The 26421-nt window shown below is 55.7% G+C and carries 29 protein-coding genes and 1 tRNA gene; 22 read left to right on the top strand and 8 right to left on the bottom strand.

Annotated elements, in window-relative coordinates:
* Positions 1-89: 89 nt before the first annotated feature.
* Complete coding sequence (locus AC2A6O_RS25335) at positions 90-395, top strand: tail fiber domain-containing protein (protein ID WP_498931248.1); 306 nt, start codon at positions 90-92, stop codon at positions 393-395.
* Positions 396-526: 131 nt separating this feature from the next.
* Here AC2A6O_RS25335 and AC2A6O_RS25330 read toward each other — a convergent pair whose 3' ends face one another.
* Positions 527-841, bottom strand: coding sequence for a hypothetical protein (locus tag AC2A6O_RS25330; protein ID WP_498931236.1), 315 nt, complete (start codon positions 839-841; stop codon positions 527-529).
* A 268-nt stretch (positions 842-1109) separates the two neighbouring features.
* Between AC2A6O_RS25330 and AC2A6O_RS25325 the strand changes: the two genes are divergently transcribed.
* Together AC2A6O_RS25325 and AC2A6O_RS25320 are read left to right on the top strand one after the other, a co-directional pair.
* Positions 1110-1460, top strand: a complete 351-nt coding sequence (locus tag AC2A6O_RS25325) for a hypothetical protein (RefSeq protein WP_498931234.1) — start codon at positions 1110-1112, stop codon at positions 1458-1460.
* The gene (locus tag AC2A6O_RS25320) at positions 1460-1702 is read left to right on the top strand and encodes a pyocin activator PrtN family protein (protein WP_498931232.1); all 243 of its coding nucleotides are present in this window, start codon (positions 1460-1462) and stop codon (positions 1700-1702) included. Before AC2A6O_RS25325 ends, AC2A6O_RS25320 begins: the two co-directional genes overlap by 1 nt.
* Positions 1703-1775: 73 nt before the next feature.
* On the opposite strand, the gene AC2A6O_RS25315 is transcribed toward AC2A6O_RS25320, so the two are convergent.
* Both AC2A6O_RS25315 and AC2A6O_RS25310 read right to left on the bottom strand, forming a co-directional pair.
* On the bottom strand, positions 1776-2366 hold the full coding sequence (locus AC2A6O_RS25315) for a DUF6680 family protein (RefSeq protein WP_498931230.1): 591 nt from the start codon (positions 2364-2366) through the stop codon (positions 1776-1778).
* Positions 2363-2716 carry a hypothetical protein gene (locus AC2A6O_RS25310; protein ID WP_498931228.1) on the bottom strand — a complete coding sequence of 118 codons (354 nt, stop codon included), beginning with the start codon at positions 2714-2716 and terminating at the stop codon, positions 2363-2365. Before AC2A6O_RS25310 ends, AC2A6O_RS25315 begins: the two co-directional genes overlap by 4 nt.
* A 217-nt stretch (positions 2717-2933) precedes the next feature.
* On the opposite strand from AC2A6O_RS25310, the gene AC2A6O_RS25305 reads away from it, so the two are divergent.
* Positions 2934-3731, top strand: a complete 798-nt coding sequence (locus AC2A6O_RS25305) for a hypothetical protein (protein WP_498931226.1) — start codon at positions 2934-2936, stop codon at positions 3729-3731.
* A 121-nt stretch (positions 3732-3852) separates the two neighbouring features.
* Here the strand turns inward: AC2A6O_RS25305 and AC2A6O_RS25300 are convergent.
* Positions 3853-3942: transfer RNA gene (locus AC2A6O_RS25300), tRNA-Ser, on the bottom strand.
* Between the two features lie 755 nt (positions 3943-4697).
* On the opposite strand from AC2A6O_RS25300, the gene AC2A6O_RS25295 reads away from it, so the two are divergent.
* The 8 genes from AC2A6O_RS25295 (at position 4698) to AC2A6O_RS25260 (ending at position 11906) form a co-directional block, all read left to right on the top strand.
* Positions 4698-5843 carry a septal ring lytic transglycosylase RlpA family protein gene (locus AC2A6O_RS25295; RefSeq protein ID WP_498931224.1) on the top strand — a complete coding sequence of 382 codons (1146 nt, stop codon included), beginning with the start codon at positions 4698-4700 and terminating at the stop codon, positions 5841-5843.
* A 201-nt stretch (positions 5844-6044) separates the two neighbouring features.
* Positions 6045-7124: a D-alanyl-D-alanine carboxypeptidase family protein gene (locus tag AC2A6O_RS25290; protein WP_498931222.1), complete on the top strand. Its 1080-nt coding sequence runs from the start codon at positions 6045-6047 to the stop codon at positions 7122-7124.
* A gap of 74 nt (positions 7125-7198) precedes the next feature.
* Positions 7199-7885 (top strand): dTMP kinase, encoded by a 687-nt coding sequence (gene tmk, locus AC2A6O_RS25285; protein WP_498931221.1) that lies wholly within the window; start codon positions 7199-7201, stop codon positions 7883-7885.
* The gene (locus tag AC2A6O_RS25280) at positions 7885-8946 is read left to right on the top strand and encodes a DNA polymerase III subunit delta' (RefSeq protein ID WP_498931219.1); all 1062 of its coding nucleotides are present in this window, start codon (positions 7885-7887) and stop codon (positions 8944-8946) included. Before tmk ends, AC2A6O_RS25280 begins: the two co-directional genes overlap by 1 nt.
* Before the next feature lie 149 nt (positions 8947-9095).
* The gene (locus AC2A6O_RS25275) at positions 9096-9902 is read left to right on the top strand and encodes a TatD family hydrolase (protein ID WP_498931217.1); all 807 of its coding nucleotides are present in this window, start codon (positions 9096-9098) and stop codon (positions 9900-9902) included.
* The gene (locus AC2A6O_RS25270) at positions 9899-10741 is read left to right on the top strand and encodes an MBL fold metallo-hydrolase (protein WP_498931215.1); all 843 of its coding nucleotides are present in this window, start codon (positions 9899-9901) and stop codon (positions 10739-10741) included. Before AC2A6O_RS25275 ends, AC2A6O_RS25270 begins: the two co-directional genes overlap by 4 nt.
* Complete coding sequence (locus AC2A6O_RS25265; RefSeq protein WP_498931213.1) at positions 10731-11252, top strand: regulatory protein RecX; 522 nt, start codon at positions 10731-10733, stop codon at positions 11250-11252. The genes AC2A6O_RS25270 and AC2A6O_RS25265 overlap by 11 nt, the downstream gene beginning before the upstream one ends.
* A 378-nt stretch (positions 11253-11630) precedes the next feature.
* Positions 11631-11906: an RNA ligase family protein gene (locus tag AC2A6O_RS25260; protein ID WP_498931250.1), complete on the top strand. Its 276-nt coding sequence runs from the start codon at positions 11631-11633 to the stop codon at positions 11904-11906.
* On the opposite strand, the gene AC2A6O_RS25255 is transcribed toward AC2A6O_RS25260, so the two are convergent.
* On the bottom strand, positions 11829-12371 hold the full coding sequence (locus tag AC2A6O_RS25255; protein WP_498931211.1) for an AAA family ATPase: 543 nt from the start codon (positions 12369-12371) through the stop codon (positions 11829-11831). The genes AC2A6O_RS25260 and AC2A6O_RS25255 overlap by 78 nt on opposite strands.
* 402 nt (positions 12372-12773) lie before the next feature.
* Here AC2A6O_RS25255 and AC2A6O_RS25250 point away from each other — a divergent pair, with 402 nt between their 5' ends.
* Complete coding sequence (locus AC2A6O_RS25250) at positions 12774-13274, top strand: GNAT family N-acetyltransferase (protein ID WP_498931209.1); 501 nt, start codon at positions 12774-12776, stop codon at positions 13272-13274.
* 112 nt (positions 13275-13386) lie between these two features.
* Here AC2A6O_RS25250 and AC2A6O_RS25245 read toward each other — a convergent pair whose 3' ends face one another.
* Positions 13387-14190, bottom strand: a complete 804-nt coding sequence (locus tag AC2A6O_RS25245; protein WP_498931207.1) for a class I SAM-dependent methyltransferase — start codon at positions 14188-14190, stop codon at positions 13387-13389.
* Positions 14191-14475: 285 nt separating this feature from the next.
* On the opposite strand from AC2A6O_RS25245, the gene AC2A6O_RS25240 reads away from it, so the two are divergent.
* The gene (locus AC2A6O_RS25240) at positions 14476-15552 is read left to right on the top strand and encodes a D-alanine--D-alanine ligase family protein (RefSeq protein WP_498931205.1); all 1077 of its coding nucleotides are present in this window, start codon (positions 14476-14478) and stop codon (positions 15550-15552) included.
* Positions 15553-15701: 149 nt separating this feature from the next.
* Here AC2A6O_RS25240 and arfB read toward each other — a convergent pair whose 3' ends face one another.
* A complete protein-coding gene (gene arfB / locus AC2A6O_RS25235) occupies positions 15702-16163 on the bottom strand; it encodes an alternative ribosome rescue aminoacyl-tRNA hydrolase ArfB (protein WP_498931203.1) in 462 nt (153 codons plus the stop codon).
* Positions 16160-16840 (bottom strand): TetR family transcriptional regulator C-terminal domain-containing protein, encoded by a 681-nt coding sequence (locus AC2A6O_RS25230; RefSeq protein WP_148586867.1) that lies wholly within the window; start codon positions 16838-16840, stop codon positions 16160-16162. The genes arfB and AC2A6O_RS25230 overlap by 4 nt, the downstream gene beginning before the upstream one ends.
* Before the next feature lie 481 nt (positions 16841-17321).
* On the opposite strand from AC2A6O_RS25230, the gene aptA reads away from it, so the two are divergent.
* The 8 genes from aptA (at position 17322) to mazG (ending at position 26391) form a co-directional block, all read left to right on the top strand.
* Positions 17322-18650 (top strand): omega-aminotransferase AptA, encoded by a 1329-nt coding sequence (aptA, locus tag AC2A6O_RS25225; RefSeq protein ID WP_498931201.1) that lies wholly within the window; start codon positions 17322-17324, stop codon positions 18648-18650.
* A 46-nt stretch (positions 18651-18696) separates the two neighbouring features.
* Positions 18697-19953: a Zn-dependent hydrolase gene (locus AC2A6O_RS25220; protein ID WP_498931199.1), complete on the top strand. Its 1257-nt coding sequence runs from the start codon at positions 18697-18699 to the stop codon at positions 19951-19953.
* Positions 19954-20050: 97 nt separating this feature from the next.
* The gene (locus AC2A6O_RS25215; RefSeq protein ID WP_498931197.1) at positions 20051-20821 is read left to right on the top strand and encodes an endo alpha-1,4 polygalactosaminidase; all 771 of its coding nucleotides are present in this window, start codon (positions 20051-20053) and stop codon (positions 20819-20821) included.
* A 67-nt stretch (positions 20822-20888) separates the two neighbouring features.
* Positions 20889-22346: a dihydropyrimidinase gene (gene hydA, locus AC2A6O_RS25210; RefSeq protein WP_498931195.1), complete on the top strand. Its 1458-nt coding sequence runs from the start codon at positions 20889-20891 to the stop codon at positions 22344-22346.
* Between the two features lie 122 nt (positions 22347-22468).
* Entirely contained in the window at positions 22469-23275 is an 807-nt protein-coding gene (locus AC2A6O_RS25205) for an ABC transporter ATP-binding protein (RefSeq protein WP_148587351.1), read from the top strand.
* Between the two features lie 150 nt (positions 23276-23425).
* Positions 23426-24346 carry an ABC transporter permease gene (locus tag AC2A6O_RS25200; RefSeq protein WP_498931193.1) on the top strand — a complete coding sequence of 307 codons (921 nt, stop codon included), beginning with the start codon at positions 23426-23428 and terminating at the stop codon, positions 24344-24346.
* Entirely contained in the window at positions 24346-25491 is a 1146-nt protein-coding gene (locus AC2A6O_RS25195) for an ABC transporter permease (RefSeq protein WP_148586860.1), read from the top strand. Before AC2A6O_RS25200 ends, AC2A6O_RS25195 begins: the two co-directional genes overlap by 1 nt.
* Before the next feature lie 78 nt (positions 25492-25569).
* Positions 25570-26391, top strand: a complete 822-nt coding sequence (mazG, locus tag AC2A6O_RS25190; protein WP_498931191.1) for a nucleoside triphosphate pyrophosphohydrolase — start codon at positions 25570-25572, stop codon at positions 26389-26391.
* The last annotated feature ends 30 nt before the right edge of the window (positions 26392-26421 follow it).

Genomic DNA, 26421 nt, shown 5'->3' with positions numbered 1-26421 from the left:
AGGCAATCAATCAAAACCAACCCGACCAGCAGATGCAGACAGTAGCTTAATTTATGCCGAAAACTGTCCAATGATCGGGGAGTAGCTTAATTTACAGGGCAACTTCGGCCGCCAAGTACAAGACGAATGTCAAGCGTATCGAGCCGGAACGCCGCGAGAGGCTTCGGAAGCTGGAAGGCGTCACGTATAACAGCCTGTGTGCCGCTGACGACAAAGACAGGACGTTCACCGGCATCGTTGCCGACGCTGCGCACGAAGTCGGCCTGACCGACCTTGTTACCTATGGCGAAACCGGGGACGTTGAGGGCTTTGCCTATGAGCGCGTTGTTGCCTACCTTCTGGAAGATATGAAGGAGCTTTACGAGCGGGTCGACCGTTTGGAGATGGCGGCTTAGTGACGTTTTTAGCCTGTCAAGGCAGTCATTTTCACCCCACCACAGAAAGAGTTTTATGAAAACAAGCCCTCGTGGGCAGCGAGGCAATCGCCGCTCACGAGGGCTTTGTGCTGCTGTTAGGAGCATCAACCTTACGGCAATTTGCAGTAGGCAATGCTGTTGTCCCCGCTATAAGGGGATTTGATTTGTAACGTCCAATTATCTCCGAACAAACGCCCCTTGCTTTGCATTAAGTCGGAAACTTGCCCGCAGAGCTTTCTCGCTTCGCCACTGTTCATGTCGACCGAAACGGTTACTGTTGAGTTCCAGCCAGATACTTCACATTTCGAACTGGCAAGGCCTGTCGCATCCATTACTGCACATAAATAGTAGGCACTTTCGACCGCATCCGCCAAGGCTGTCGTACTGAAACATGCGACCACGGCCGCGACAATAAATTTGCGCATAATTACTCCCTAACGTTGAGCGAAATAAGCATCTTGTTCTTTGGGTTGCAATCTGAATTGCGTCGATACAGTTGCTTGCCGTGTGGGACCAACGCGAGAAAACCTTTTTCTCCACCAGTCCCTGATAATTCATGTTTTGGATCAAGGGCTACCATTTCTACAAATTTGTAGAGATAGTAGCTAAGTCATTGTTTTTGTTTATTTTATTGCAATTCATGATTTTCAGTGTTTTCATTCGGGCATCGGAAATCGAATTGGAGTGAAGGAAATGAGCACGAGACAGCACGTCGCCGGCCAGCTTGCCAGGCAGGCAGCAAAGACCATCAAGGCGATGCAGGCATCGCCTTCCGCAGACCTTGGAGACCGCTTGCGGGCTCTTGAGACGGAAGTCACCCACCACGCTGCCGGCACGCGAGAAGGTGCGTTGTTTCAGCTTTGTGTTATGGCTGGAGAAATTGAGGCTGTGTGCGGCATTGCCGAGACGGTTAGCGAACAAGCGCAGGAGCGCGGCCGGGCGATCGATCGACTGTTCAAATCCCACATGGAGTGGTTCGAAGATCAAACTGGTCTGCGTCGAACCGACCTCTGCTTTGACTACTATGTGCCGAAGGACGCGTGATGAAGACTCTGTTCCTGCTCATGGCTCAACATGAGCGTGTCGCCATCCCGCTCGACGTTATCCGTAGGGATTACTTCGGTGATATGACCGATATCGCCTTTAAGCGCGCTCTTGCGGATGGCAGGATCCGATTGCCGATCGCGCGCATGAGCGACAGTCAGAAGGCGGAGCGGTTCGTACACGTGGCCGATCTGGCCGCGTATCTGGATGAGCGGCGTGAAGAGGCGAAGAAGGCAATATAGCTGCGCGCACCCTTCCTGTTTCGGCGGGGAGGGGGCATTTCTTAACGCCATATCATTCTGAGCAATTCGACAATTATGAACTGTTTGGTTTTGGTGGGAATTTTGCCACCAGTGTTGGATCAATCTCAGATGACTGGTCAGGTTCTCTGTTAGCACCGCGCGATCGCACAGCTAACAGAGCCTGTTCGCGCTGAATTCTATCCAGCTCCTCTTGCTGCGCAAGAGCGTTAGGATAGTAGATCCTAGCTATGTCATCTACTTTTAAGCTATCAGACAGACCAATATCTTCCGCCATCTCCTTCAAAAGATACCGCAGTTTATCCTCTTGAAGCTGCAGGTGAAGGTCACGCGTATTGAAAATAGAATACAAATCCGCCCAGGCTTCTCTAACCTTCGGCGCATCGTGAAATACAAAGTCTATAGAATTCAGCATCTGTACAGATTGGAAGGACGCGACAGTTGCCCGCTCTTGCATCAGAGTAGCAAATACATGAAGCTTCATTCTTCGGCGTTCACCTTCACGTTCGCTATCTTTCCTCATTTTTTCTGAAATCTTGGCGGCAGCTCTCGGTCCCTGCCATGTCGCAAAAGCAGAGAAACAAGCTGCCAAGGCACTCAGAAAAGTTGCCACCGTTATTGGGTTTTCAATGAGATAATCCATCATTGAACCGCGCCTAAATCTCTTAGTTTCTCCAATTTGATATTTACTGCACCAAATGGAGTATCAATTTTGAAAAACGGTACTTCTAAGAAATTTTCAGGCATTGTCAGTGGCACTTCATAAGTTAACCCTTCGGATCCTGTATGAACGCCCTGCACTAGATCTATATTTGGTGGAGCGCATACTAATATTTTTCCTTTATATACGCCACTTTCTTCTATTCTTTCGAAAGAGCCATCAAATTTTACACCACCCGCGTCGGCCCCAACGATGTTTCCATCTTTAATAACAAGCAACACGAGACCATATCCAACCGACGACATGTAGGCTAAATAGAAACCGTCCAGTTCCATTGGTAGACTTCCTATATTCGGTATGAAGTACGTTGCGATATTTGCGCTAAGTTTAGCCGCACTTCAGGTTACCACATTAAGTTGAGTCACCCCATGAATATCGGAAAGCGTAAAACAAACTGGCAGATGGGGAAGGGAGAGATTGGGCGGAAACTGTAGCGGCGAGCAGATCACGCTGCGGCCGAGTTGATGCTTCATTCAATGCAAGGATCTTAGCATGTTCACCGATAGCGAGATTCGTGAAATGTGGAAGCTGCTTGGTGAGTGGCACGATAGGGAAGACCAACTGTCTACCAAGTTTCTTTTACATCGCTATCATCACCAAAGGGCGCGAGAAATTGCGACACACGGTGTGATTCGAAGACTGCACACATTGAAACTCTGCACGACGCGCATTTTTGATTTTATCCCGCCGAACGAAACCGATCCCACTGACGAAGCGTTATATGATGCAACGGTGTACCTGCAGGCCTTTATCTTCAACGTGTTTGGAACCTTGGACAATCTGGCAAGGATACTGGTGCTGGAACGAGACTTGCGGACTTCAAAAGGCAAAACTTTCCCAGACAGCTATATTGGTCTCGGACCAGACAACGAAGAATTGCGATGTAACCTCTCAACGGAGTTTAGGTCTTTCCTCACCGAACATGATGGGTGGTTTCGCTATTTGCAGAATTATCGGCATGCGTTAGCACATCGCATTCCTTTGTACATACCTCCCAAGGTACTCCCAGGGTGCGATGCTGAGCGGTATCGCGACCTGGAAGTTGAGATCGTCAAAGCGAAAAGAAATAGAGATAACGATCGGATAAGAGAGTTAACGCTTTTGCAAGTCGAATTGGGTGAGTTCCAGCCGATGATGATGCATTCTTATGGCTCGGAAAAAGGCGACGGAATCCCAATATGGTTCCACAGTCAACTCATATGTGACTTCTCGGGAACAATCGAGATTGGTAAGCACGCTCTTAGCGAGCTTACCGCTCAAGCGGAAGGTTCTGTTCCTCGGGAGACTTAGGAATGAATATGGGCGCCATATGAAGTAGCGCGATACAAAAACATCCACAGTTATGACAACGGGTATGACAGCGCCTAGGTGCGCCATTTTATCAAATAAAATCAATTGTTTAAGAAAAAAATGGCGGTGAGGGTGGGATTCGAACCCACGGTACGCTCTCACGCACGGCGGTTTTCAAGACCGCTGCCTTAAACCACTCGGCCACCTCACCAAACCGAAGCCGTGGCGGCCCGGTTGTTCAAACCGTTTCCTTTTTCTCAATCGGAAAGTCAAGCCGGAATCACCCGCAAGAGGTTCAAGCTTGAGAAATCGTGTGGATGCACGGCGGGAGAGGGCTCCTTTGGGATGTTCCTGCGTCGCTTGCTTAACAGGGGCAGGACGGGCACTGCGAGCGCAGGAACATCGCCAAAGGGCAGGGCCGCCGGTCCGGTGTCGTGGGCAGGGTTTTGAACCGGCGGCCAAAGCTGGAGGTGGGGTCCAGCATTGCTGTGACAGGGCGGTCATCAGCAACAAATTCACCCTAGGCGGAATTGACAGGGCAGAATGTGACCTGCGTCACATCTGAACCGAATGACGATTTCTTGTTACCTGTGCTCTGAGAGCAACAGGTGAAATTAGGTGAATTGGCACAAATTTTCGCACTATATTTCAGAGAGTTACGCCATTTAGACTTGAAGGAACAAGCCTCAGGTTCCCTGAAAGCGGTGGAGAGTTGAAATTGGGCAACGCAGGGGTCTCGACGTTTAGTTTACTTTGAAGTAATAAAACTGCGCTTAAACAAGGGCATATGCAGGATGTACAGCGGGGGCAGTGCATTTTGCGGGGACTGATCTGAAGATCGGAACAATGCCTTGAAAACCGTTGCGGACCGAACCACGCACCGGAATGATCGCGTGAGCCGCGGGGCCGCCAGCGCGTAATGAGTAGGACGGCAGTATGCAAGGGACAGGCGGGAAATCTTGCCGGGTGAAAAACCAGGTGGCAGGAACGTCTTCAGGGGAGCCGGCTGCGACGCTTGAGATCAACTCGCGTCCGGGCAGCAAACTCGGTGCGCAATTGCGCACGGGGTTGATTGTTGCGGCCGCTGTTTCGGCTGTTGCCGCATGTAGCAGTGCCCCACAGCAGAAATCCAAGTTCAGCCCGGAAAAATATGGCGTCAAGGGCAGTCCGCGCGTGGTCGCGGAAGGCCAGGCCGTGCCGAAAGGTGGCGGACGCTACATTGTGGGCAAGAAATACAAGATTGCCGGCAAGTGGTATTATCCGAAAGAAGATCCGGATTATAAGAGAACCGGTCTTGCTTCCTGGTACGGGCCGACATTTCACGGCCGCAAGACAGCCAATGGCGAAATCTTCGACCGGAACTCCATTACCGCCGCACACACCACCATGCCGCTGCCGTCTTATGCCCGCGTAACAAACGTGGCAAACGGTCGTTCAATGATCGTGCGCGTCAATGACCGCGGACCGTTCCACGGCAACCGCGTGATCGACCTGTCGGAACGTGCGGCAACCATGCTTGGAACCAAAAGCGCCGGTGTCGGCAAGGTGAAGGTCGAATATGTCGGTCGCGCACCGCTGCACGGACAGGATGAAGCATTCCTGATGGCGTCTTACCGCGGGCCGGGTGCTGTCGAACCTGGCGCGACTATGCCCGGCACGTTGCTTGCCCAGGCAGACCCCAAGCAAGTCGCACCTCAGCGGACCACTCCGCAGGTTACATTCGGTGCCGTGCCCGCTCCAAGCACCCGTCCTTATATGACCACCGCATCGTCAGCTACGGCTTTCCGGGCTCAGCGAACCACAGTTGCAGTCGCTTTCGACCCGGCACTGGCATTCGAGGCCGGCAGACCAAACATCGAAGTTGCGTCGAACAATCGTTTCGAGCCGGTTGAAACGGCGTATTCGCCGTCAGGCCTGGCGCCTGCAGAAGGAACGCTTGGTGTGCTGCGCGTTCCGGCACCGGGCACATCCACCAATCTGGTCAACGGCAGTGCGATTTCGTCCTTCGCAGCAAATCGCCGAGTCTCCGACGCGCATTCGCTCCTGGCAAATGCTTCCGCCACGGGCCTTTCCATGCGGGAGTTGGTGGTCAAACTGCAAAACGGCGGCTAATCGGACCAGAAGCCGGATGATGTCCGGCTTCTTCCGCGAACCGCGCCTGTATGGATGAATAAGGCAAGCGGTTTTATGGCCTCCGCACATTCTGTATTCGTACTTCTAAAAGCGTCCCGTCGCCTGTTAAGGCGAGGGGCGCTTTTTTCGTTCCTGCTTGCTTCATCCCTTTCGGTCCCCACGCAAGCTGCCGAAACCATCGTGACCAAAGCTCCGATGGCTTTTCTCTTTGAGCCCGCTTCCGGCACTATCCTGTTTGCAAAGGAACCGGACGGTTCGTTTTCCCCCGGTGCGCTCGTCAAGGTCATGACAGCAGCGACGGTTTTCAAAGCGCTCAAGGAGCGTGAACTGAAGATCGATCAGACCTGCAAGGTCAGCGAGCATGCCTGGCGAACAGGCGGTGCGCCGTCTGGGCGTGGCGCAACAATGTTCGCCGCCATCAAGTCAGACATTCCGGTTGAAGATCTGCTCAAGGGTCTGCTGGTACACAACGGCAATGATGCCGCAATCGTGCTGGCGGAATGCCTTGACGGATCAGAAGAAGCCTTCGCGGTGCGCATGACCGAACTTGCGCAATCCATCGGCATGAAAAACAGCCGCTTCGGCAATCCCACCGGCTATCCAGAGGTTCCCAGTCGGACAACAGTCCGGGACCAGGCAAGGCTTGCGGAATATATTCTGGAGAGCCACGCCGATCTCTATCCGATGTTTGCAATCCCGGATTTCACCTGGAACAAGATATTTCAGCGCAACAAGAATCCCTTGCTTGGCGAAATCCGGAACCTCGACGGCCTTGGCGGCGGTAGTGATGCTGAGGCTGGGTATTCCGGCCTTGGTTCGGTGGACCGGAACGGGCGCAGGGTGATCGCGGCCGTTGCCGGTCTCTCTTCCGACAAACACCGGCTACAGACGCTCAAGGAAGTCATTGAGGGCGCCTGGGAATATTTCTCCGTCCAGAAGCTGTTTTCAGCGGGCGATGTTGTTGCTGATGGCCGTGTTTTCGGCGGCGTTTCCGGGTCTGTGCCCTTGATCTCCGAAAAGAGCGTCAACGTGCTTCTGCCACGTGGCGGCACGCTGGACTACCGCATCAGGGTCATCTACAACGGCCCGCTTCCAGCGCCTGTCCAGGCTGGAGAGAAGGTTGGCGAAATCCGTGTGATCGGCAAGGACGGCATCGTCTACCGGTCTCCTCTCGTGACCGGAAATGCGGTTGCGGAAGGGACCATGATCGGACGTGCTCTCGACGGCCTGCAGGAACTTCTGTTTGGCTGGATCGGCTAAACGGTCCACAACGATTGCATTTGCTGTTAAAGCCGGTGACAAAGACCAACAAGAACAAGCGGAGCCGGGAACGGGTGGCAGGACATTTCATCACCTTTGAAGGCGGCGAGGGGGCGGGAAAATCGACCCAGATCACCCGCCTGAAAACCTATCTGGAAAGTCTGGGCCAGTCAGTCGTTGTCACGCGGGAGCCTGGTGGCTCACCGGGGGCTGAAAAGATCCGGGCAATGCTGCTTTCTGGCGGCGCTAAGGATCTGGGACCGCGCGGAGAGGCAATGCTGTTTGCCGCTGCACGGGCAGACCATGTCGATACGACCATCAAGCCGGCGCTTGAGCGCGGAGACTGGGTGCTTTGCGACCGGTATGCCGATTCAACCTGGGTCTATCAGGGCGAGGCAGGTGTCGACCGTGACTATCTGAAGCTGCTGGAAACGGCAGCGGTCGCCGGTGTTTATCCAGACCTGACGATTCTGATCGACGTTCCAGTTGAAATCGGGCTTGCCCGGGTGGCCGAACGGTCTCGCACAGATGACAGCGGCGGACCGGATCGGTTCGAGGACGAAGACCTCAAGGTTCATCAGCGCAGACGCGACCTGTTTCTTGAACTCGCAAAAAACGAATCCTTTCGATTTGCGGTCATTGACGGTTCAAAAGACCTTGATGAAGTTGCAGGCGCCATTCGTGATGCCGTGATGAAAACCTTTTCCGGCGACCTGCCACAAGACAAAACCTCAACCGGCATACCCGCAGAGGCAAATTGATGGCCCGTGCCAATGAACCAATCGACATTCCAGAGGTCGATGCCCTGCCGGGGTATCCATTGCCGCACGAACGCGACCGCCTGATTGGGCACGCCAGGACCGAACAGGCGCTTCTGGAGGCTTACAGATCCGAACGGCTACATCATGCCTGGATCCTGGGTGGGCCGAAAGGCATTGGCAAGGCGACACTCGCCTTTCGTTTCGCGCGCTTCGTAATCGCCAATCCGGATAGATTCGGCCCGCAAGTCTCCGCCGCACGGGACCTTGCCGTCCTGACGGATCATCCCGTTGCACGTCAGCTCAAAGCAGGCGGACATCCGAATATCCTGCATCTGCGCCGCCCCTGGGACGACAAGGCTAAGCGGTTCAAGGCTGATCTGCCGGTGGACGAGGTTCGCAAAACCGTCTCCTTCTTTGGCACCACCGCATCGGCGAAGGCCTGGCGAGTCTGCATTGTCGATGCGGCAGACGACATGAACATCAGTTCCGCCAACGCTCTTTTGAAGATCCTGGAAGAACCGCCGCAAAGGTGCCTGTTCCTGGTCTTGAGCCACGCGCCCGGGCGTCTTTTGCCGACCATCAGGTCCAGATGCCGACGGCTCGATCTTGATCCACTCACCGAGGAAGAAATCGCAGAGGGCCTGCAGGATCTGTCTGGTGCCTCGGTTGGCTCACCGGAGGACCTTCGTGAATTGGCGCTGACAGCCGATGGTAGCCTTCGCTCGGCCATCACGTTGCTTTCCGGCGATGGTTTGGCCATTGCCAAGGGCGTTCGTCAGCTTGCCGACCGGCCGCATCAGCTAGATCTGGCGGCAGTCCATGCACTGGCGGATCTGGTTGCCGCTCGTGGCCAATCCGACAATTGGGAAAGCTTCCAGCACATCATGCAGATTTGGCTGCATGACCGCATGCGCCGGAAACTTGCCAACGGTGTCCGCGACGCTCACGGAATCGTCGAGCTCTGGGACAAGATGAACAAGGCGGTCCGAGACGCGGATGCGCTCAATCTCGACAAGAAACAGGTCGTACTGGATTTCTTCTTCGCGCTGCGCGCTGCCTGACGGTCACAAGCTGTATCAGTGATGCGCCAGAGCGAAACGAAAATCGTTGTAGTCGGCGCTTCGTGACTTGGGCAAGATCCGATTCTCTTGTTAAAAGGCTGCTATAGCACCTATATGCGGCTTACCAATCAAAGACATTTGGATCCTAAATGCTCGTCGACAGCCACTGCCATCTCGATTTTCCTGATTTTGACGGCGAACGCGCCGACCTGATCGCCCGGGCCAAAGCGGCCGGTGTGGAGCTGATGGTGACCATCTGCACCCATATCCGCAAATTCGACCAGGTGCGTGCAATCGCGGAAGAATATCCGGACGTCTATTGTTCGGTTGGAACACACCCCCACAACGCCGGGACGGAGCGCGGGATAACAGCCGACGAAATCGTGCAGTTGACGAACCACCCCAAGGTGGTGGCGATTGGTGAGGCTGGTCTGGATTATTTCTACGATAAGGCTCCGCGCGACGCACAGGCGGAAGGTCTGCGCATCCATATCGAGGCAGCGCGGCGCACTGGTTTGCCGCTTGTCATTCACTCACGCGACGCAGATGACGACATGGCCACGATCTTGCGCGAGGAAATGGGGAAGGGGGCCTTTCCCGCCCTTCTGCACTGCTTCTCGTCCGGCCGCGATCTGGCACTGACGGGTATCGAGCTTGGCCTTTATGTTTCCTTTTCCGGAATATTGACCTTCAAGCGCTCTGAAGAGATCCGCGACATAGCCCGTGAACTGCCGGCCGACCGTTTGCTGGTGGAAACCGACGCTCCCTATCTGGCCCCGCAGCCCAAGCGCGGCAAGCGGAACGAACCGGCCTATGCGGCCATGACAGCAGCGGTTCTGGCGGAAACGCGCGGTGTCTCGGAAGAAGAGATTGCCCGGCAAACCACTGACAATTTCTTTCGCCTTTTCAACAAGGTACCCCGTAAGAGCCAGCAAACAAAAGCGATTGCTTCATGACATTGACGCTGACCATTCTCGGATGCGGTTCGTCCGGTGGCGTGCCGCGTGTCGGCAACGATTGGGGCGACTGCGATCCCAATGAGCCGAAGAACCGACGCGGCCGCTGTGCGCTTCTTGTGGAAAAGCGTGTGGATAACAAGTGCACAACGGTGTTGATAGACAGCGGCCCCGACATCAGGTCGCAGCTCCTGGCTGCGAACGTGAAGCAGCTGGATGCCGTTCTATACACCCATTCCCACGCCGATCATCTGCACGGAATTGACGACTTGCGAGCCTTCTGGGTCCAGTCCGGCAAAAGAGTGCCTGTCTACATGGATGACGCAACCTCCGACAGGGCACTCACGGCATTCAGTTATTGTTTCGAAACACCGGCAGGGTCCAACTATCCACCCATTCTGGAGCGGCGTGAACTTCAGCCGGCTACGCCTGTTACAGTCGATGGAAGCGGTGGCGCGATCACATTCGAACCATTCGATGTCGTCCATGGCGAGATCCATGCACTCGGGTTTCGCATCGGTGGTGCTGCCTACATTCCAGATGTTTCGGACATTCCCGAAACAAGCCTTAACCAGTTGAAAGACCTCGATCTTTTGATCCTGGATTGCTTGCGCCGCAGACCGCATCCAAGCCATTTCTGCCTTACGGATGCGCTTTCGTGGACTGGTAAAATAGCACCGAAACGTGCCATTTTCACCAATCTTCACAACGACTTGGACTACCACGTTCTGTCCGCTGAACTGCCTGAGACCATAGAACCGGCATATGATGGAATGGTTCTGACCGCGGAAAACGCCGTCATGGGCAAAGAAAGCATCCTATCGACCGATGGCTGGTAAGCCGCGATATAAACCACCGACCGAAGACCGGCTGATCAGGTCTGCGCTTCATTATCTGGAACGCTATGCAACATCAGCAGCCAATCTTCGCAAGGTTCTCGAACGCAAGGTGCTCAAAGCCTGTTTGAGCCTTGAGCTTGAACCGGCCGACTATTCGGATGTGATCGACGCTGTCGTCGAAAAATGCGTCCAGACAGGTCTCGTCAACGACAAAACCTACGCGGAAACCAAAACCGCCGGATTGCGGCGCCGTGGCGGATCAACCCGTAAGATCGAAGCGCAGCTCACAGCCAAAGGTGTCGACAGAACTACAATTCAGACGGTGCTGGCACAGGACGAGCGCAGCGACGAAGAAGCTGCCCAAATCTTTGCAAGACGCAGACGTCTCGGACCGTTCAGAACGCCACCGGCACGCGACGACCGCCGCGACAAGGACCTGGCTGCCTTGTGCCGCGCCGGATTTTCCTACGACATCGCGCGAAAAGTGATCGACGGTTCCGAAGACGACTGAGCCACGTCGTCGACCAGTCAGCCGTACATGAAACGACGCGCTTTCCAGAGCAAATCTCAAGCGACAGTCGATGGCTGCAGCTAAGGCACTGGTACACCGAAACAAAACTGCCACTAATACAAATGTTCCATAATATTGATTATGCGAATTGTTTGTGTTGCCGCCGGACTAAAATGTCTCACATGTCCAATTCAAGAACGTCACGCTTCCCGCTTTGTTGAGCGTCGGTCGCTAGAGCATGGAATACAAGCCGACTTGCTTGCCATACAGAACAACGTCTATTTCTGCAGAATGAAAAAGTATGGACGAACCTTCCATTTGCCCATGTCGCCCGGAAGCACCAGCGACGACAAGACCATGGGATCGGTGCGAGGTCTCATGGTGGAAGATCTCGTCATTACCGAAAAGATGGATGGTGAAAACACGACAATTCACAACGGTGGTACATTCGCCCGCAGTCCTGATAGCCGTTACCATCCGTCCCGTGACTGGCTGAAGGCATTTGCTGCCAGCATTTCTCCGCAAAGCGCAAGGCGAAGCTGGCAAGAACCGAATACCGATTTTGAGCGTCAGAAGTCAGCACAGACGTCTCAGCACAAAGTCCGCACGGTTTTTGACGTCAATCTTTGGCAGGATGATTACATCGTAACCTAGCTGCTCGAAGGTTGCGAGCAATCGCTGGTATTCTGCAAGAGCCTCATCAAAAGAATGCTGACGTTCACTGTCTGTCTCATAAATCTCCAGCCAGGGCGGAGTCAGAAAAACCTGGTGATGATACCGGGCTGTTTTGCTGACAGTATCAGATGCTGCTATCCCGGTTGCGTGCTCCAACGCGACCGCTGCGTCGATAAGACCGCGATCGAAAAAGACCCAACTGTCGGCACTGGAAAACTGTACCCGGTCTCGGGATGACATCTCGATGGCACGCCTTGCGAAAGCTTCTAGACTAACCCAGGGAAGCGCCTTCCCCTCGCCGCGCTGTTCTTCCGCGACAATCCTGCGGCCAGGTTCCGGAACTGTCTGAAACTCACGTCGGGCCAGTTCCTCCAAAAGGGTCGACTTTCCACCGCCGGAACATCCGGAAAGAATGACGTGCCGGCTGTAAGTGTAATTCTGCATCGCGATTTCCTGTTGGGAACAATCTGTTCTGAAGACGACGCCTCACGGGCTCGGTAACCCGCAATGAACCGCCGTTGAGTTTCCATCTGACATGGATCTCTATTCTTCGTTGCACATTGCCTGCAAAGCTCTGGCTTGTGTCCCATCGATGTCTGGGCTCGACAACCCGGACAGGCAAACCAGAGCCTTCCAGAGCGCCCACGCCTTTGCCCTTTGCCAGGTCTGATTGTCCGTCGCGCAAGGCCTCTCGCAAGGCCTTTCGAGCGTCGCCAGCGAAATAGGTCCTGGCCATCACCGAATCGCACGCAGGGTCTCCGATACAGCTTTGGCTTCCGGAGGATTACACGATGTGACGAACAGGAAGCCTTCACGCTTCGGCAATTCATATGATATTTCACGGACATGTCAGCAACCGACCGATACGCTTTTCGAAGGGTAACACCAGCCGATTTTGGTCTGCTGACGGAATGGCTATCCCGACCGCATGTTCGTGAATGGTGGGACAATGTTGAGCCTTACACCGAGCAAAAGCTGGCAGATCCTCAGGTAAGACGATGGATTGTCTCAACGGCGGAAGGCCCCTTTGCCTTCATACAGGACTACACGGTCCATGGCTCTGAAGATCATCATTTTTACGGGCTTCCCGCGGGCGCCAGAGGCATTGACCAATACATTGGCGAGCCAGATCTGACAGGAAAAGGTCATGGACCTGCTTTTATCTCGCAGCACGTGAAGATGCTGTTTGAGGAAGGCGCTCCCGTCGTCGCAACCGATCCTCACCCGGAAAACATTCGTGCCATCACGGCATACAAAAAGGCAGGATTTCGCGCGTTCGGGCCGCCTCAGGAAACACACTGGGGCCTGATACGCCCCATGAAAATCAGTTCATCCTACTTCGCATAGCGCTTATCACGCCCCTCGCCTGCCCGTCATCTGCGGGCTGAAATCGGGCTAAAAACACGCTTGCTGAGCCCGCCCGCACACCATCACCAGGCTGGCATTCAGCTGGCGACATCTAGGGCTTTGCTGCAACCAGACAATACGACATCGGCACCTGGGCATACCGGTTCTCATAGAGGTCGTACTCAGGTTCGCGAATGGAATGGCCGTATTCTTTCAACTCGATAATTTGCAGACCGGACGCGGCGGCCGCGCTGACGATGTCACCGAGTGAATGAATAAACCAATAGCCGGTCTCCCCCTTCCCGTGGTTCTTGCCGTCGTAACTGATGGCATCGGATACCTCTTGCGGTCGACGGTCAAAATAACTGAATGAAGGTTCGTACGGCGTTTTGCTGTCCGGATCGAACATCTCGAGAAACGGATGTGTCTCGTAAATCACCAGAGCCCCACCGGGTTTCAGGAGACCGGCCACAATGCGGAAAAAGTCGAATAGATCGGGCATCCAGTTCAATACACCGATGGTGATAAGGGCCAGATCGTAACTGCCAACATCTTCCGGCAGATCATAGACATCAGCTTCCAGGAAGCGAAGCGCCAAACCGGCGGCGTCAGCAAGCTGACGAGCCTGCGCCAAAAATTCACCTGATTGATCGATCCCCAGGGCGGGTCGAATTCCAAGGGATGCCAGTGACAACAGCTCTCTGGCATTGTTGCAACCAATTTGAACTGCTGTTTTTCCTTTGAAATCCATACGTTTCAAAGTTGCGGTCAAGCGCTCGTCCAGAACACTGAACCCGGGTCTCGAGGCCTCTTCCAGCAAAAGCTTCCACCGTTCACCACTGCTGTGCAACGATGCTGACGCATTCCAGGCCGCCTTGTTTGCTGACGTATATGTTTTGCGGAGTTCGTCTTTCATTTAACAAATTTCTTCTGAAAATTTCACGTTGCCAGACGGTCTTTCCTAGCACCATTTCAGCCCGGCCAATGCGTCAATTCAAAACCATCCGTTTCGTAAAACCAATAGTACGATGGCGAGATTGCGATCGGAAATACTCTCAGGTCGGTCACGCGGCGGATAGATCGAAGGCCGGTGTCGCGTGAAATGCTTGCGTAAAAGGTTGTCAGACTTTGCGGCGCCGTAATATCGCGCTATCGCTGATGCCAAGTTCAATTTTCTTATGCGATTCTACTGGAGACTTTTTTGACCTCTCAATCTCAGAAACTCCACGTTGCCGTCCTCTTCGGTGGCCGTTCCGCCGAACACGAAGTCTCAGTTCTTTCCGCCACGAATGTCATGCACGCGCTGGACCCTTCCAAGTACGACGCTGTACCCGTGTATGTGACCCGAGAGGGGCAATGGCTGTTGAGCAGTTATGAAAATGGAAATCTGACACGGCCCTCTTCCGGCAGTGAGATTTGCCTCGTTCCGGGTGGCAAGGGACGAGCGATAGCGCTGGACGAAAGCGGAGCAACTCATGGTCTTGCAAAGCTCGATGCATTGTTTCCGGTGCTCCACGGTCTCCACGGTGAAGATGGCGCCGTGCAAGGGCTTGCCGAAGTGGCTCGGGTACCGCTCGTTGGATGCGGTATCGCGGGGTCAGCGAACGCGCTCGACAAGGACCTCGCAAAACGGCTTCTGACCGAGGCAGGCCTTCCAACCGCCCGTTCGATTACCATTCGCCCGGATGATGCTCCGGCCTTCGAGTTGCTGAAGACTGATCTTGGCCTGCCTGTTTTTATCAAACCTGCGCGGCAAGGGTCCTCTGTCGGTGTCAGCAAGGTTACGACCGCGGCCGAGTATGACGCTGCCCTTGAAGAAGGCTTCAAGCACGACAGCAAGCTTCTTGCCGAAGAATTTGTGCTTGGACGTGAGATCGAATTTGCGGTTCTGGAAGAGTGCGATGGCACGCTGTTCGTCTCCCGGCCAGGAGAAATCGCCCCTGCCGAGAGCCACGGCTTTTACACCTACGACGCCAAATATGTCGACGAAGACGGTGCGGCGCTGAAAGTGCCGGCGGAACTGCCGAGCGAAGTTGAGAGCCGGTTGAAAGAACTGGCAGCAAAAGCCTTTCGCGCACTCGGCTGCGATGGAATGGCCCGTGTAGATTTTTTTGTTACCCAGAGCATGGACGTCCTCATCAACGAACTCAACACGATCCCGGGCTTTACAAACATCAGCATGTACTCGAAAGCCATGGCGGCGAGCGGTGTCAGCTATCCGGAAATCATCGATCGCCTGATTGCCCACGGCATTGCCCGATCCGGGCGGGATATCTGAAAAATCAATTCCACACGTTCAAGGCAGAGTTTTCCGCTCGGTCTTGTCATCAATGACCTGAAGCGCGGCGGGGTGTGAACCGGTCCAACAGCGGGTATGCACCCGTGTTACAAACTAGGGATGCCCCGGAAAAAGCAACCGGCTCCGGTTTACGAACCGTCGTAACCCGCTGACCGGCCGCGCATCTTCTTGATCTGGCCACGCTGTTTCTTTGCATCGAGACGGCGTCTCTTGGAGCCGAGGGTCGGTTTTGTCGCCTTGCGAGGCTTTGGCTTTTCCGTCGCCTTTCGAAGCAATTCCAAAAGACGCTGCAGCGCGTCTTCCCGGTTCCGTTCGCGTGTCCGAAACCTATCTGCCTGCAAGACAATCTCGCCGCCGAGGGTCAGCCGGCTTCCGGCAATTTTTGCGGCACGCGACTTGACGTCCTCCGGCAGCGTATCATTGCCCGCAAGATCAAACCGAAGCTGAACAGCCGTCGACACCTTGTTGACATTCTGCCCGCCAGGCCCGGAAGCTCGAATAAAGTCTTCGGTCAAATCTTCCCTGAGTATGAAAAGCCGACCGGTCACCTCGATTCTGGATGACGCGTGCGGATCATCGCCGCCGCTCATTCCGCCAGTCCGTCTTCACTTGGCAAACTCAGGCCGACACCGTTCAGGATCAGCGTCGTCACCGCTGCTTCCGTTTCAGCCTGGAAGGCCGCATCGGAAAGGTCTTTTCCGGTCAAAGCTTTGATCTGTACGGAAAAGTCGGCGTAATGCTGCGTTGTTGCCCAGATCGTGAAAATGAGATGCACGGGATCGACACTGCGCATCTTGCCTGCCGCAATCCAGTCTTCGATCACCTGGCTCTTTTCGGCAACCAGCCGCTTCAGGTCCGTTTGCAGGATCGGCAATATCTGTGGTGCGCCCTGCATCACCTCATTGGCAAACAGCCGCGACGCCTCGGGAAATCTGGCCGACATCTCGATCTTCTGACGGATATAGGCGGCTAATTCCTGCGCCGGCTCTCCGTCCGGATTAAGCGTCTTCAAGGGCGCCAGCCAGACTTCCAGAATATGAGCCAACGTCGCGTTGTAGATCGCTTCCTTCGATGAGAAGTAATAGAGCAGATTGGACTTCGACATTCCCGCATCCGCGGCAATGCGTTCAACGGTCGCGCCGGAAAATCCCTTCATGGAAAACTCGCCGAGAGCCGCCTCCAGAATCAGGGACCGGTTCTTTTCCTGGATCCGGCTCAGTCCGCCTGATTTCAAAGATGCCTGTGCTTGCCCGCCCAAATCCGCCATCAATTGTTCCGCTTTCTGCCCCGAAGGATACCAACCCTGTTCCCAATTCATAACAGTGTATTTTCCTGAAATTACACCGATTCAACGCTTGGCAAATGCGGCATCGGAAGGAATGACCAGAAATTAGTCATGACAACCGGATTTGCATCTTGACCATTTGGTCAAATCCCTCCTAGGGTAAATTGACCAGTTGGTCAGAAGGCTAGTCGATTGATCCGTCCCTCGCAATGGGGATGTCTTGAACCACCGGCGACCTACGGCCACTACATAAATCCGGGCAAAACCGGACAGGCTGCAAGGCCAGACAGAGGATTAAGGCGGACAGGAAAGAGGCAAAAGCCCATCCGGAACGCCTGGGAACAGTGTGGGGAGAGGACCGGCGCAGTGAGCACTGCCGTTGACGCGGTGCGCGTGCTATTCCTTCCAACACAATTTCGCAACAGTCGGCCGCTTCCATAACGAAGGGTCGCAAGGAGGACGTATGTCAGCATCGAGCCAGGCTGCCACCAACAATCTCGAAGCTTTCTGGATGCCGTTCACGGCCAACCGGCAGTTCAAACAGTCTCCGCGCATGTTCGTATCCGCCAAGGACATGCACTATACCACCGCCGATGGCAGGCAGGTGCTCGACGGCACGGCAGGACTCTGGTGCTGCAATGCCGGCCATTCCCGGCCAAGGGTCGTTGAAGCGGTGCAAAAGCAGATTGCCGAACTGGACTACGCGCCCGCTTTCCAGATGGGCCATCCCAAGGCGTTCGAACTGGCCGCCCGTCTTGCAGCGATGATGCCCTCCCCGCTGGACCATGTCTTTTTCACCAACTCCGGATCGGAAAGTGTCGACACCGCTTTGAAGATCGCACTTGCCTACCAGCGCGCCATCGGTCAGGGCACACGCACCCGCTTGATTGGTCGCGAGCGCGGGTATCATGGTGTCGGCTTTGGAGGCATTTCGGTCGGCGGCATTGTCTCCAACCGCAAGACCTTCGGCACGATGCTCACCGGCGTCGACCACATGCGCCACACGCACGACCCCGAACGCAACGCATTTTCCCGTGGCATGCCTGAAAGCGGCGCCGAATATGCCGAAGAGCTGATCCGTATCATCCAGCTTCACGATCCTTCGACAATTGCCGCTGTGATCGTCGAACCTGTTGCCGGCTCGACCGGCGTTCTGATCCCGCCGAAGGGGTATCTGGAACGCCTGCGCGACATCTGCTCACAGAACGGCATCCTGCTGATTTTCGATGAGGTCATCACCGGTTTCGGCCGTCTGGGATCGCCGTTTGCGACCGACTTCTTCGGTGTCACACCGGATCTCGTTACAACGGCGAAGGGGCTGACCTCCGGCGTCATTCCAATGGGCGCCGTATTCTGCACGTCCGACATCTATCAAGCCTTCATGACCGGTCCGGAACACATGATCGAATTGTTCCACGGTTATACCTATTCCGCGCACCCCCTCGCCTGCGCAGCCGCACTCGCAACGCTTGACACCTATGAGGAAGAAGGCCTCCTGACGCGCGCCGCCGACCTTGACCAATACTGGGAGGACGGCCTGCATTCGCTAAAGGATTGCCCGAATGTCATCGACATCCGCAACCTGGGCCTGATTGGCGCAATCGAACTGACACCGATTGCAGGCGAACCGACCAAGCGGGCGTTCTCGGCCTTTCTGAAGGCCTATGACGACGGGCTGCTGATCCGGACCACTGGAGATATCATCGCCCTCTCTCCACCCCTGATTATTTCAAAGGAACAGATCGACGAACTGTTCGGTAAGCTGCGCAGCGTGCTGAACGCAATCGACTGACATCCGGCAAGACCAGAGACATAGACACGTTTTAGGAGACACAGACATGGCAGCCCCCGGCGAAAACCTGAGGATCAACGCAGAACGCCTCTGGGACAGTCTGATGGAGATGGCCAAGGTTGGACCGGGTGTTGCCGGCGGCAACAATCGCCAGACCCTGACCGATGCAGACGCCGAAGGCCGTAAGCTGTTCCAGAAGTGGTGCGAGGAAGCCGGCATGAGCATGGCTGTCGACACCATGGGCAACATGTTCATGACGCGTCCGGGAACAGACCCGGACGCCCTGCCTGTCTATGTCGGCTCCCACCTCGATACGCAGCCGACCGGCGGCAAATACGATGGCGTTCTGGGCGTTCTCGGTGGGCTGGAAGTCGTCCGCACCATGAACGACCTCGGCATCAAGACAAAACATCCGATCGTTGTCACCAACTGGACCAATGAAGAAGGCACACGCTTTGCTCCGGCAATGCTTGCCTCCGGGGTCTTCGCCGGTGTTCACACCCAGGACTGGGCCTATGACCGGAGCGATCACGAAGGTCTGAAATTCGGCGACGAGCTGAAACGCATCGGTTGGGTTGGCGATGAAGAAGTCGGTGCCCGCAAGACCAAGATGCACGCCATGTTCGAGCTGCATATCGAGCAGGGCCCGATCCTGGAAGCGGAAGGCAAGGACATCGGCGTCGTTACTCATGGCCAGGGCCTGTCGTGGACACAAGTCACCGTTACGGGCAAGGACAGCCATACTGGTTCCACACCGATGCCCATGCGCAAGAATGCCGGCCTCGGCATGGCCCGCATTCTTCAACTGGTCGACGAAATCGCCTGGTCGCATGCACCACATGCCGTTGGCGCCGCAGGCCATATCGACGTCTTCCCGAATTCTCGAAACGTGATCCCCGGCAAGGCCGTCTTTACCATCGATTTCCGCTCTCCCGACATTGCCGTCATCAAGGATATGGAAGACCGTCTGAAAATAGGCGCGAAGAAAATCTGCGATGAGATGGGACTGGACGTGGAGTTCGAAAAGGTCGGTGGCTTCGACCCGGTGGAATTCGACAAGGGGTGCGTCAAGGCTGTCCGCAATGCAGCCGAACGCCTCGGCTATTCCCACCAGAACATCATTTCCGGCGCCGGACATGATGCCTGCTGGATCAACAAGGTCGCTCCAACCGCGATGATCATGTGCCCCTGTGTCGACGGCCTGTCGCACAACGAGGCAGAAGAGATCTCCAGAGATTGGGCAAAAGCCGGTGCGGACGTCCTGTTCCACGCGGTCGTCGAAACGGCGGAGATTGTGGAATAGCAAAAGAACGGCAGACCGGCGCGGATCCGCGCCGCGTTTGCGCAAGCCAAACTGTCCCGGGCTTGATCCGGAATTGGAAAAGAGGAACGGCGAATAGATGCTTGCAAACGGAAAGGCATTGGTACTGCTCTGCGGCCTGCTCCTGGTTGCGGCACCTGCCCATGCCTTCTCCGTTGGCGACAGTTGGGATTGGCAGCTCACCGAACCGGTCGATCTGAACCGGCAGGTCAGCGTTCTGGATCTTCACCCCGATCTGGTGACACCGGACGACCTTGCCGCGCTGCAGCAGAAAGGGGTGCGAACCATATGCTACGTCAGCATCGGTACGCTGGAAGCTGGCACGAGGGACTACAAAGCCTTTCCGGAAGATGTGGTGGGCAAGACCTATGAAGATTGGCCGGATGAACGTTTTCTCGACATTCGCCGACTTGATGTCCTGCTTCCCATCATGAAATCCCGTTTCGAGGCCTGCAAGAACGAAGGCTTCGACGCGATTGAACCTGACAACATGGACGTTCATGACAACGACAGTGGATTTCCGATCACTGCGGATGATGTCGTCGCCTATGTCGCCAGGCTGGCTGCCATCGCACATTCTCTCGACCTCGGTATCGGTCAGAAAAATGTGCCCGACCTGACAGCCGACCTGATCGATCACATGGATTTCCTGATCGCCGAAAGCTGTTTTCAGGACAGATGGTGTGCCGACGTTGGCGCTTATGTCCGGGATGGCAAACCGATTTTCGACGCAGAATATACGGACCGACCGATAGACTTTTCAGAAGCCTGCGAGGTCGCCGCGCAAGAGAATATCGCCATGATCCTGAAGGACCGGGATCTAACGGCACCGGTAGAAACCTGCCCCTGAGGCAGACTACCGCCAGAAATACCAGCAATTCGCACCGGGCAAGTGACAAACGAAAAGGGGAACACAAATGGCCAGCAAAGTGATCAAGGGCGGTACGGTTGTTACCGCCGATCTTTCCTACGAAGCCGATGTGAAAATCGAAGACGGCCGCATTGTCGAAATCGGACCCAACCTGTCCGGTGACGAAACCCTGGATGCGACCGGCTGTTACATCATGCCAGGCGGCATCGATCCGCACACCCACCTGGAAATGCCCTTCATGGGCACATTCTCGACGGACAATTTCGACAGCGGAACGCGCGCGGCACTTGCCGGCGGTACGACCATGGTTGTCGATTTCGCCCTGCCCTCGCCTGGCCAATCCCTGCTGGAAGCGCTGCAGATGTGGGACAACAAGTCGTCAATGGCCCACTGCGACTATTCCTTCCACATGGCGATCACCTGGTGGGGCGAGCAGGTCTTCAATGACATGCAGACCGTTGTGCAACAGAAGGGCATCAACACCTTCAAACACTTCATGGCCTACAAAGGCGCCTTGATGGTGAATGATGACGAGATGTTCGCCTCGTTCTCACGCTGCGCCGAACTCGGCGCCTTGCCGCTGGTGCATGCAGAAAACGGAGACGTGGTTGCCACCTTGCAGCAAAAGCTGCTTGCAGAAGGCAACAACGGTCCGGAAGCCCATGCCTATTCCCGTCCGCCGGAAGTGGAAGGCGAAGCTACCAACCGCGCGATCATGATCGCAGACATGGCTGGCGTGCCGGTCTATATCGTTCACACGTCTTCCGAACAGGCGCATGAAGCCATTCGCCGGGCCCGTCAAAATGGCATCCGGGCTTACGGCGAACCGCTTATCCAGCACCTGACGCTTGATGACGGCGAATACAAGAACGCCGATTGGGACCATGCGGCCCGCCGGGTCATGTCGCCTCCGTTCCGCGACAAGAAACACCAGGACAGCCTTTGGGCAGGTCTCGCCTCCGGCTCGCTGCAGGTGGTTGCTACGGACCATTGCGCCTTTACGACCGATCAGAAACGCACTGGCGTCGGCGATTTCACCAAGATCCCGAACGGCACCGGCGGCCTTGAAGACCGTATGCCGATGCTGTGGACCTATGGGGTGAATACCGGCCGTCTGACACCGAACGAATTCGTCGCCGTCACTTCAACCAACATTGCAAAGATCCTAAATATCTATCCGAAAAAAGGAGCAATTCTGGTTGGCGCGGATGCCGATCTCGTGGTCTGGGATCCGGAAAAATCAAAGACCATTTCCGCCACAAACCAGCAGTCGGCCATCGACTACAACGTGTTCGAGGGCAAGGCTGTCAAAGGGCTGCCACGCTATACGCTGACCCGTGGCCGCGTTGCCGTTGAAGATGGCACGGTCAATCACAGCCAGGGTCACGGCGAATTCGTCGCGCGCAAACCGCATCAGGCCGTCAACAAGGCGCTGAGCACGTGGAAGGAACTGACCGCACCGCGTAAGGTGGAGCGTACCGGCATTCCCGCCAGCGGCGTCTGATCCAAATTCGTCCCCGCCCTTCAGAAGGGCGGGGACTTTCAAGAAACGAAAGTGTCAAACCGGACCCGTTTCGTGCCGCGAGGAAATTGATGACTGCACTTGCCAGCGCAAAGGACACCGCAATGGTGGAAAACAAACAAAGCGCCAGCCCGAACCGGGTAATCGATATCGAGAACCTCTCGCTCACGTTCGAGACCAACGACGGGCCGGTTCATGCGCTTTCAGACATCGATCTGAAGATCGAAGAGGGAGACTTCGTTTCCTTCATCGGTCCCTCTGGCTGCGGCAAGACCACCTTGCTCAGGGTCATCGCCGATCTTGAAAAACCGACAGCCGGTTCCATCTCGGTCAACGGTGTGTCTCCGGAAGACGCCCGCCTTAACCGGGCCTATGGCTATGTCTTCCAGGCTGCCGCCCTCTACCCCTGGCGCACGATTGCCAAGAACGTGGCGTTGCCGCTGGAAATCATGGGGCTGTCAAAGGCTGAACAGCAAGAACGCATTTCCCGCAACATGGAACTGGTCAACCTGACCGGCTTTGAGAAGAAGTATCCCTGGCAGCTCTCCGGTGGAATGCAGCAGCGCGCTTCCATCGCCCGTGCCCTTGCCGTCGAGCCGGATCTGCTCTTGATGGACGAGCCTTTCGGGGCGCTTGACGAGATCGTTCGCGACCACCTGAACGAGCAGCTTCTGCAACTTTGGGCAAAAACCAACAAGACCGTTGTCTTTGTTACCCACTCAATCCCCGAGGCTGTTTTCCTGTCGACCAAGATCGTCGTGCTCTGCCCGCGGCCGGGACGTATCTATGACGTTATCGAAAGCGACCTTCCGCGCGAGCGCAGTCTCGATGTTCGCGAAACACCTGAGTTTCTGAAAATTGCTCACCGGGTGCGCGAAGGCCTGAAAGCGGGACATTCCTATGAGGATTGATAGGGCCCCCCATGTATCCAAAGCCTTTTCCGGCCTCGGTCAGGAAATACATGCCGTTGTGTGTGTGCAAGCCCAAAGGGCCGCGGAACTGCCGGTCGCTGGAAAGATTACCGTCGTCGCGACAAGGGCCAAACTGAGGAGCCTGGGCACATGACCGACACCTCACTTTCCCCGTCCCGCAGCACCAATCCGTTTTCCGGCCTCATGTCCGGCACGGTTGGCCCAGTCATCGTGGTGGTGTTGGCCATTCTGGCGTTGTGGTACATCTCGGCAGTTGCTCTCAACGCGCCTTTCCAACGAGACATCTATAAGCGAGCCGGCCAGGAGAACGTCGCATTTTCACAGCTCGTTGCCGATACGCTTTATCAGGAACGCCCGGTCCTTCCCGCTCCGCACCAGGTGCTGGTGGAAATCTGGGACACGACGGTGAACAAGAAAATCACCTCCAAGCGGTCCCTGCTCTATCATACAGGCATTACGCTGTCCTCGACGCTCCTAGGATTTCTCATCGGCACGACGCTCGGCATAGTTCTGGCGATTGGAATCGTCCATTCGCGTGTTCTCGACAAGTCGCTGATGCCCTGGGTCATTTCCTCGCAGACCATACCCATTCTGGCCATTGCGCCCATGATCATCGTGGTCCTGAACGCAGTCGGTATCGCCGGCCTGCTGCCGAAAGCCATGATTTCGACCTATCTGTCCTTCTTCCCGGTTACGGTTGGCATGGTGAAGGGGCTGAGATCGCCTGAAGTCATCCACATGGACCTGATGCACACTTATTCGGCGACGCGTATCCAGGCCTTCTGGAAATTGCGCCTGCCCTATGCGGTGCCCTACCTCTTCACTTCCATGAAAATCGGCATGGCGGCCTCGCTCGTCGGGGCCATCGTCGGTGAGCTGCCAACCGGTGCCATTGCCGGCCTTGGAGCACGGCTGCTTGCGGGCTCCTACTACGGCCAGACCGTCCAGATCTGGTCCGCACTTCTGATGGCCGCCTTCCTGGCTGGGGCTCTGGTTGCACTGATTGGTGTGATCGAAAAACGCACGCTGAAACGCATGGGGATGGCCTGATGAGCACAATGACCGCGAAAAAAAGCCGCCTGGATATGCCCGCGCTGCTGGCCTGGTTCATCGTTGCCATGGTCGTGATCGGCCTCTTCAGTCCGATCTTCGGCCCCGACTACGGCGTCATGGATGTGCCTCGGCTGGCCATCTGCCTTGTGATCCTGGCAATTGCCGGTGTGCGTTACGAACTTGGTTTCATGCGCAATCCGGTTGGCGATGTTGTACTTGGTCTCGTGACCGCCGTTGCTGCCTGGTTGCTGATTGCGACGGCGTCAAACCATATCGGAGAGGCCACGCTCGGTTTCTGGGCTCTTGTCGCGGCTACCTGGGCGGCGTCATGGCTGTTCGTGGAGCGTCTTGCTACATGGCGCCGCATGTCTCCGCTCGCAACCCGGCTCATCAACATCGCCATTCCGACACTCTTTGGCATCACACTTCTGGTGCTGTGGCAGATCATCGTGACAGGCGCAGGCATTCCAAAGGTTCTGCTACCGGCTCCGTCCGAGATATGGGTTCGCCTGACGAATTCCGGTCCGACACTCTGGGCTGACTTCCGCCAGACCTTTCTGAAGGCTGTTCTGGCCGGTTACGCCATCGGCTGCGGGTCCGCGTTTATCACCGCAATCCTGGTGGACCGGGTGCCTTTCCTCCGCCGAGGGCTGCTGCCAATCGGCAATCTGGTGTCTGCCCTACCGATCATCGGTGTTGCCCCCATCATGGTGATGTGGTTTGGCTTCGACTGGCCATCAAAGGCTGCGGTCGTCATCATCATGACCTTCTTCCCCATGCTGGTGAACACGGTTTCGGGCCTGTCCGCCTCCGAGGCCATGCAGCGTGACCTGATGCGCACCTATGCCTCCAACTATTGGCAAACGCTCTTCAAGCTGCGCCTGCCGATGGCCATGCCCTTCATCTTCAATGCGCTCAAGATCAATTCGACGCTCGCCCTGATTGGTGCCATCGTCGCGGAATTCTTTGGCACACCAATCGTCGGCATGGGTTTCCGCATCTCCACGGAAGTCGGCCGGATGAATGTCGACATGGTCTGGGCCGAGATTGCCGTCGCTGCCCTCGCCGGTTCCCTGTTCTACGGCCTCGTGGCGCTTCTGGAACGCGCCGTCACCTTCTGGCATCCGTCTCTCAGGGGGTAAATTCTCTCTCCACTTGTCATCCTGGATATGTCAAAAGGCATCATCCCGGATGACAAGAAGACAGGATGTTTTCCCTCAATGACACCCAGCCGCGATATCACCCGCCTTATCGAGATCATGGCAGCGCTCAGAACACCCGTGACCGGTTGTCCCTGGGACCTGGAACAGACATTCGAGACCATCGCGCCTTATACGCTGGAAGAGGCCTATGAGGTCGCGGACGCCATCGCCAAGAACGATGTGGTGGAGTTGCGCGAAGAACTCGGCGATTTGTTGCTTCAGGTCGTCTATCACGCCCGCATGGCGGAAGAAGAAGAACACTTTGACTTCGGCGATGTGGTGGAAGCCATCACAAAAAAAATGATCCGCCGGCATCCGCATGTTTTTGGTGACGAGAACGGCGACAAGCCGGAACATGTCAAAGGTATCTGGGAACGGATCAAGGCGGAAGAGCGGGCAGAAAAACGCACAGCCAAGGAAGCGCTCGGCATCGAAGAAGCGCCAAAGGGCTTCCTCGACGACGTCCCGACCGCCTTCCCGGCCCTTCAGGAAGCTGACAAGCTTCAGCGACGGGCTTCAAGGGTTGGATTTGACTGGAATGACGCAAGGCTGGTTCTGGACAAGATCCGAGAAGAAACCCACGAGCTGGACGAGGAACTTGCTGGGCCGTCACCGGACAAAGACCGGATTTCAGATGAACTCGGCGACACGCTGTTCGCGCTTGCAAATCTCGCACGGCACCTGGACATCGATCCGGAAGAGGCACTTAGGCGCACCAACCGAAAATTCCGCAAACGTTTTGCAGCCATTGAAGAGCAGGCTGTGAAAACGGACACGACGCTTGAAGCAATGACGCTGGATGAGATGGAAGCAGCTTGGCAAGCCGCCAAGAACAAATAGTCCGTGCGGCTCGTCCCGATTTTGCATACT

It is taken from the genome of Labrenzia sp. ATLA3, from assembly GCF_057180185.1.
This window is presented reverse-complemented; position numbering and strand designations above follow the sequence as displayed.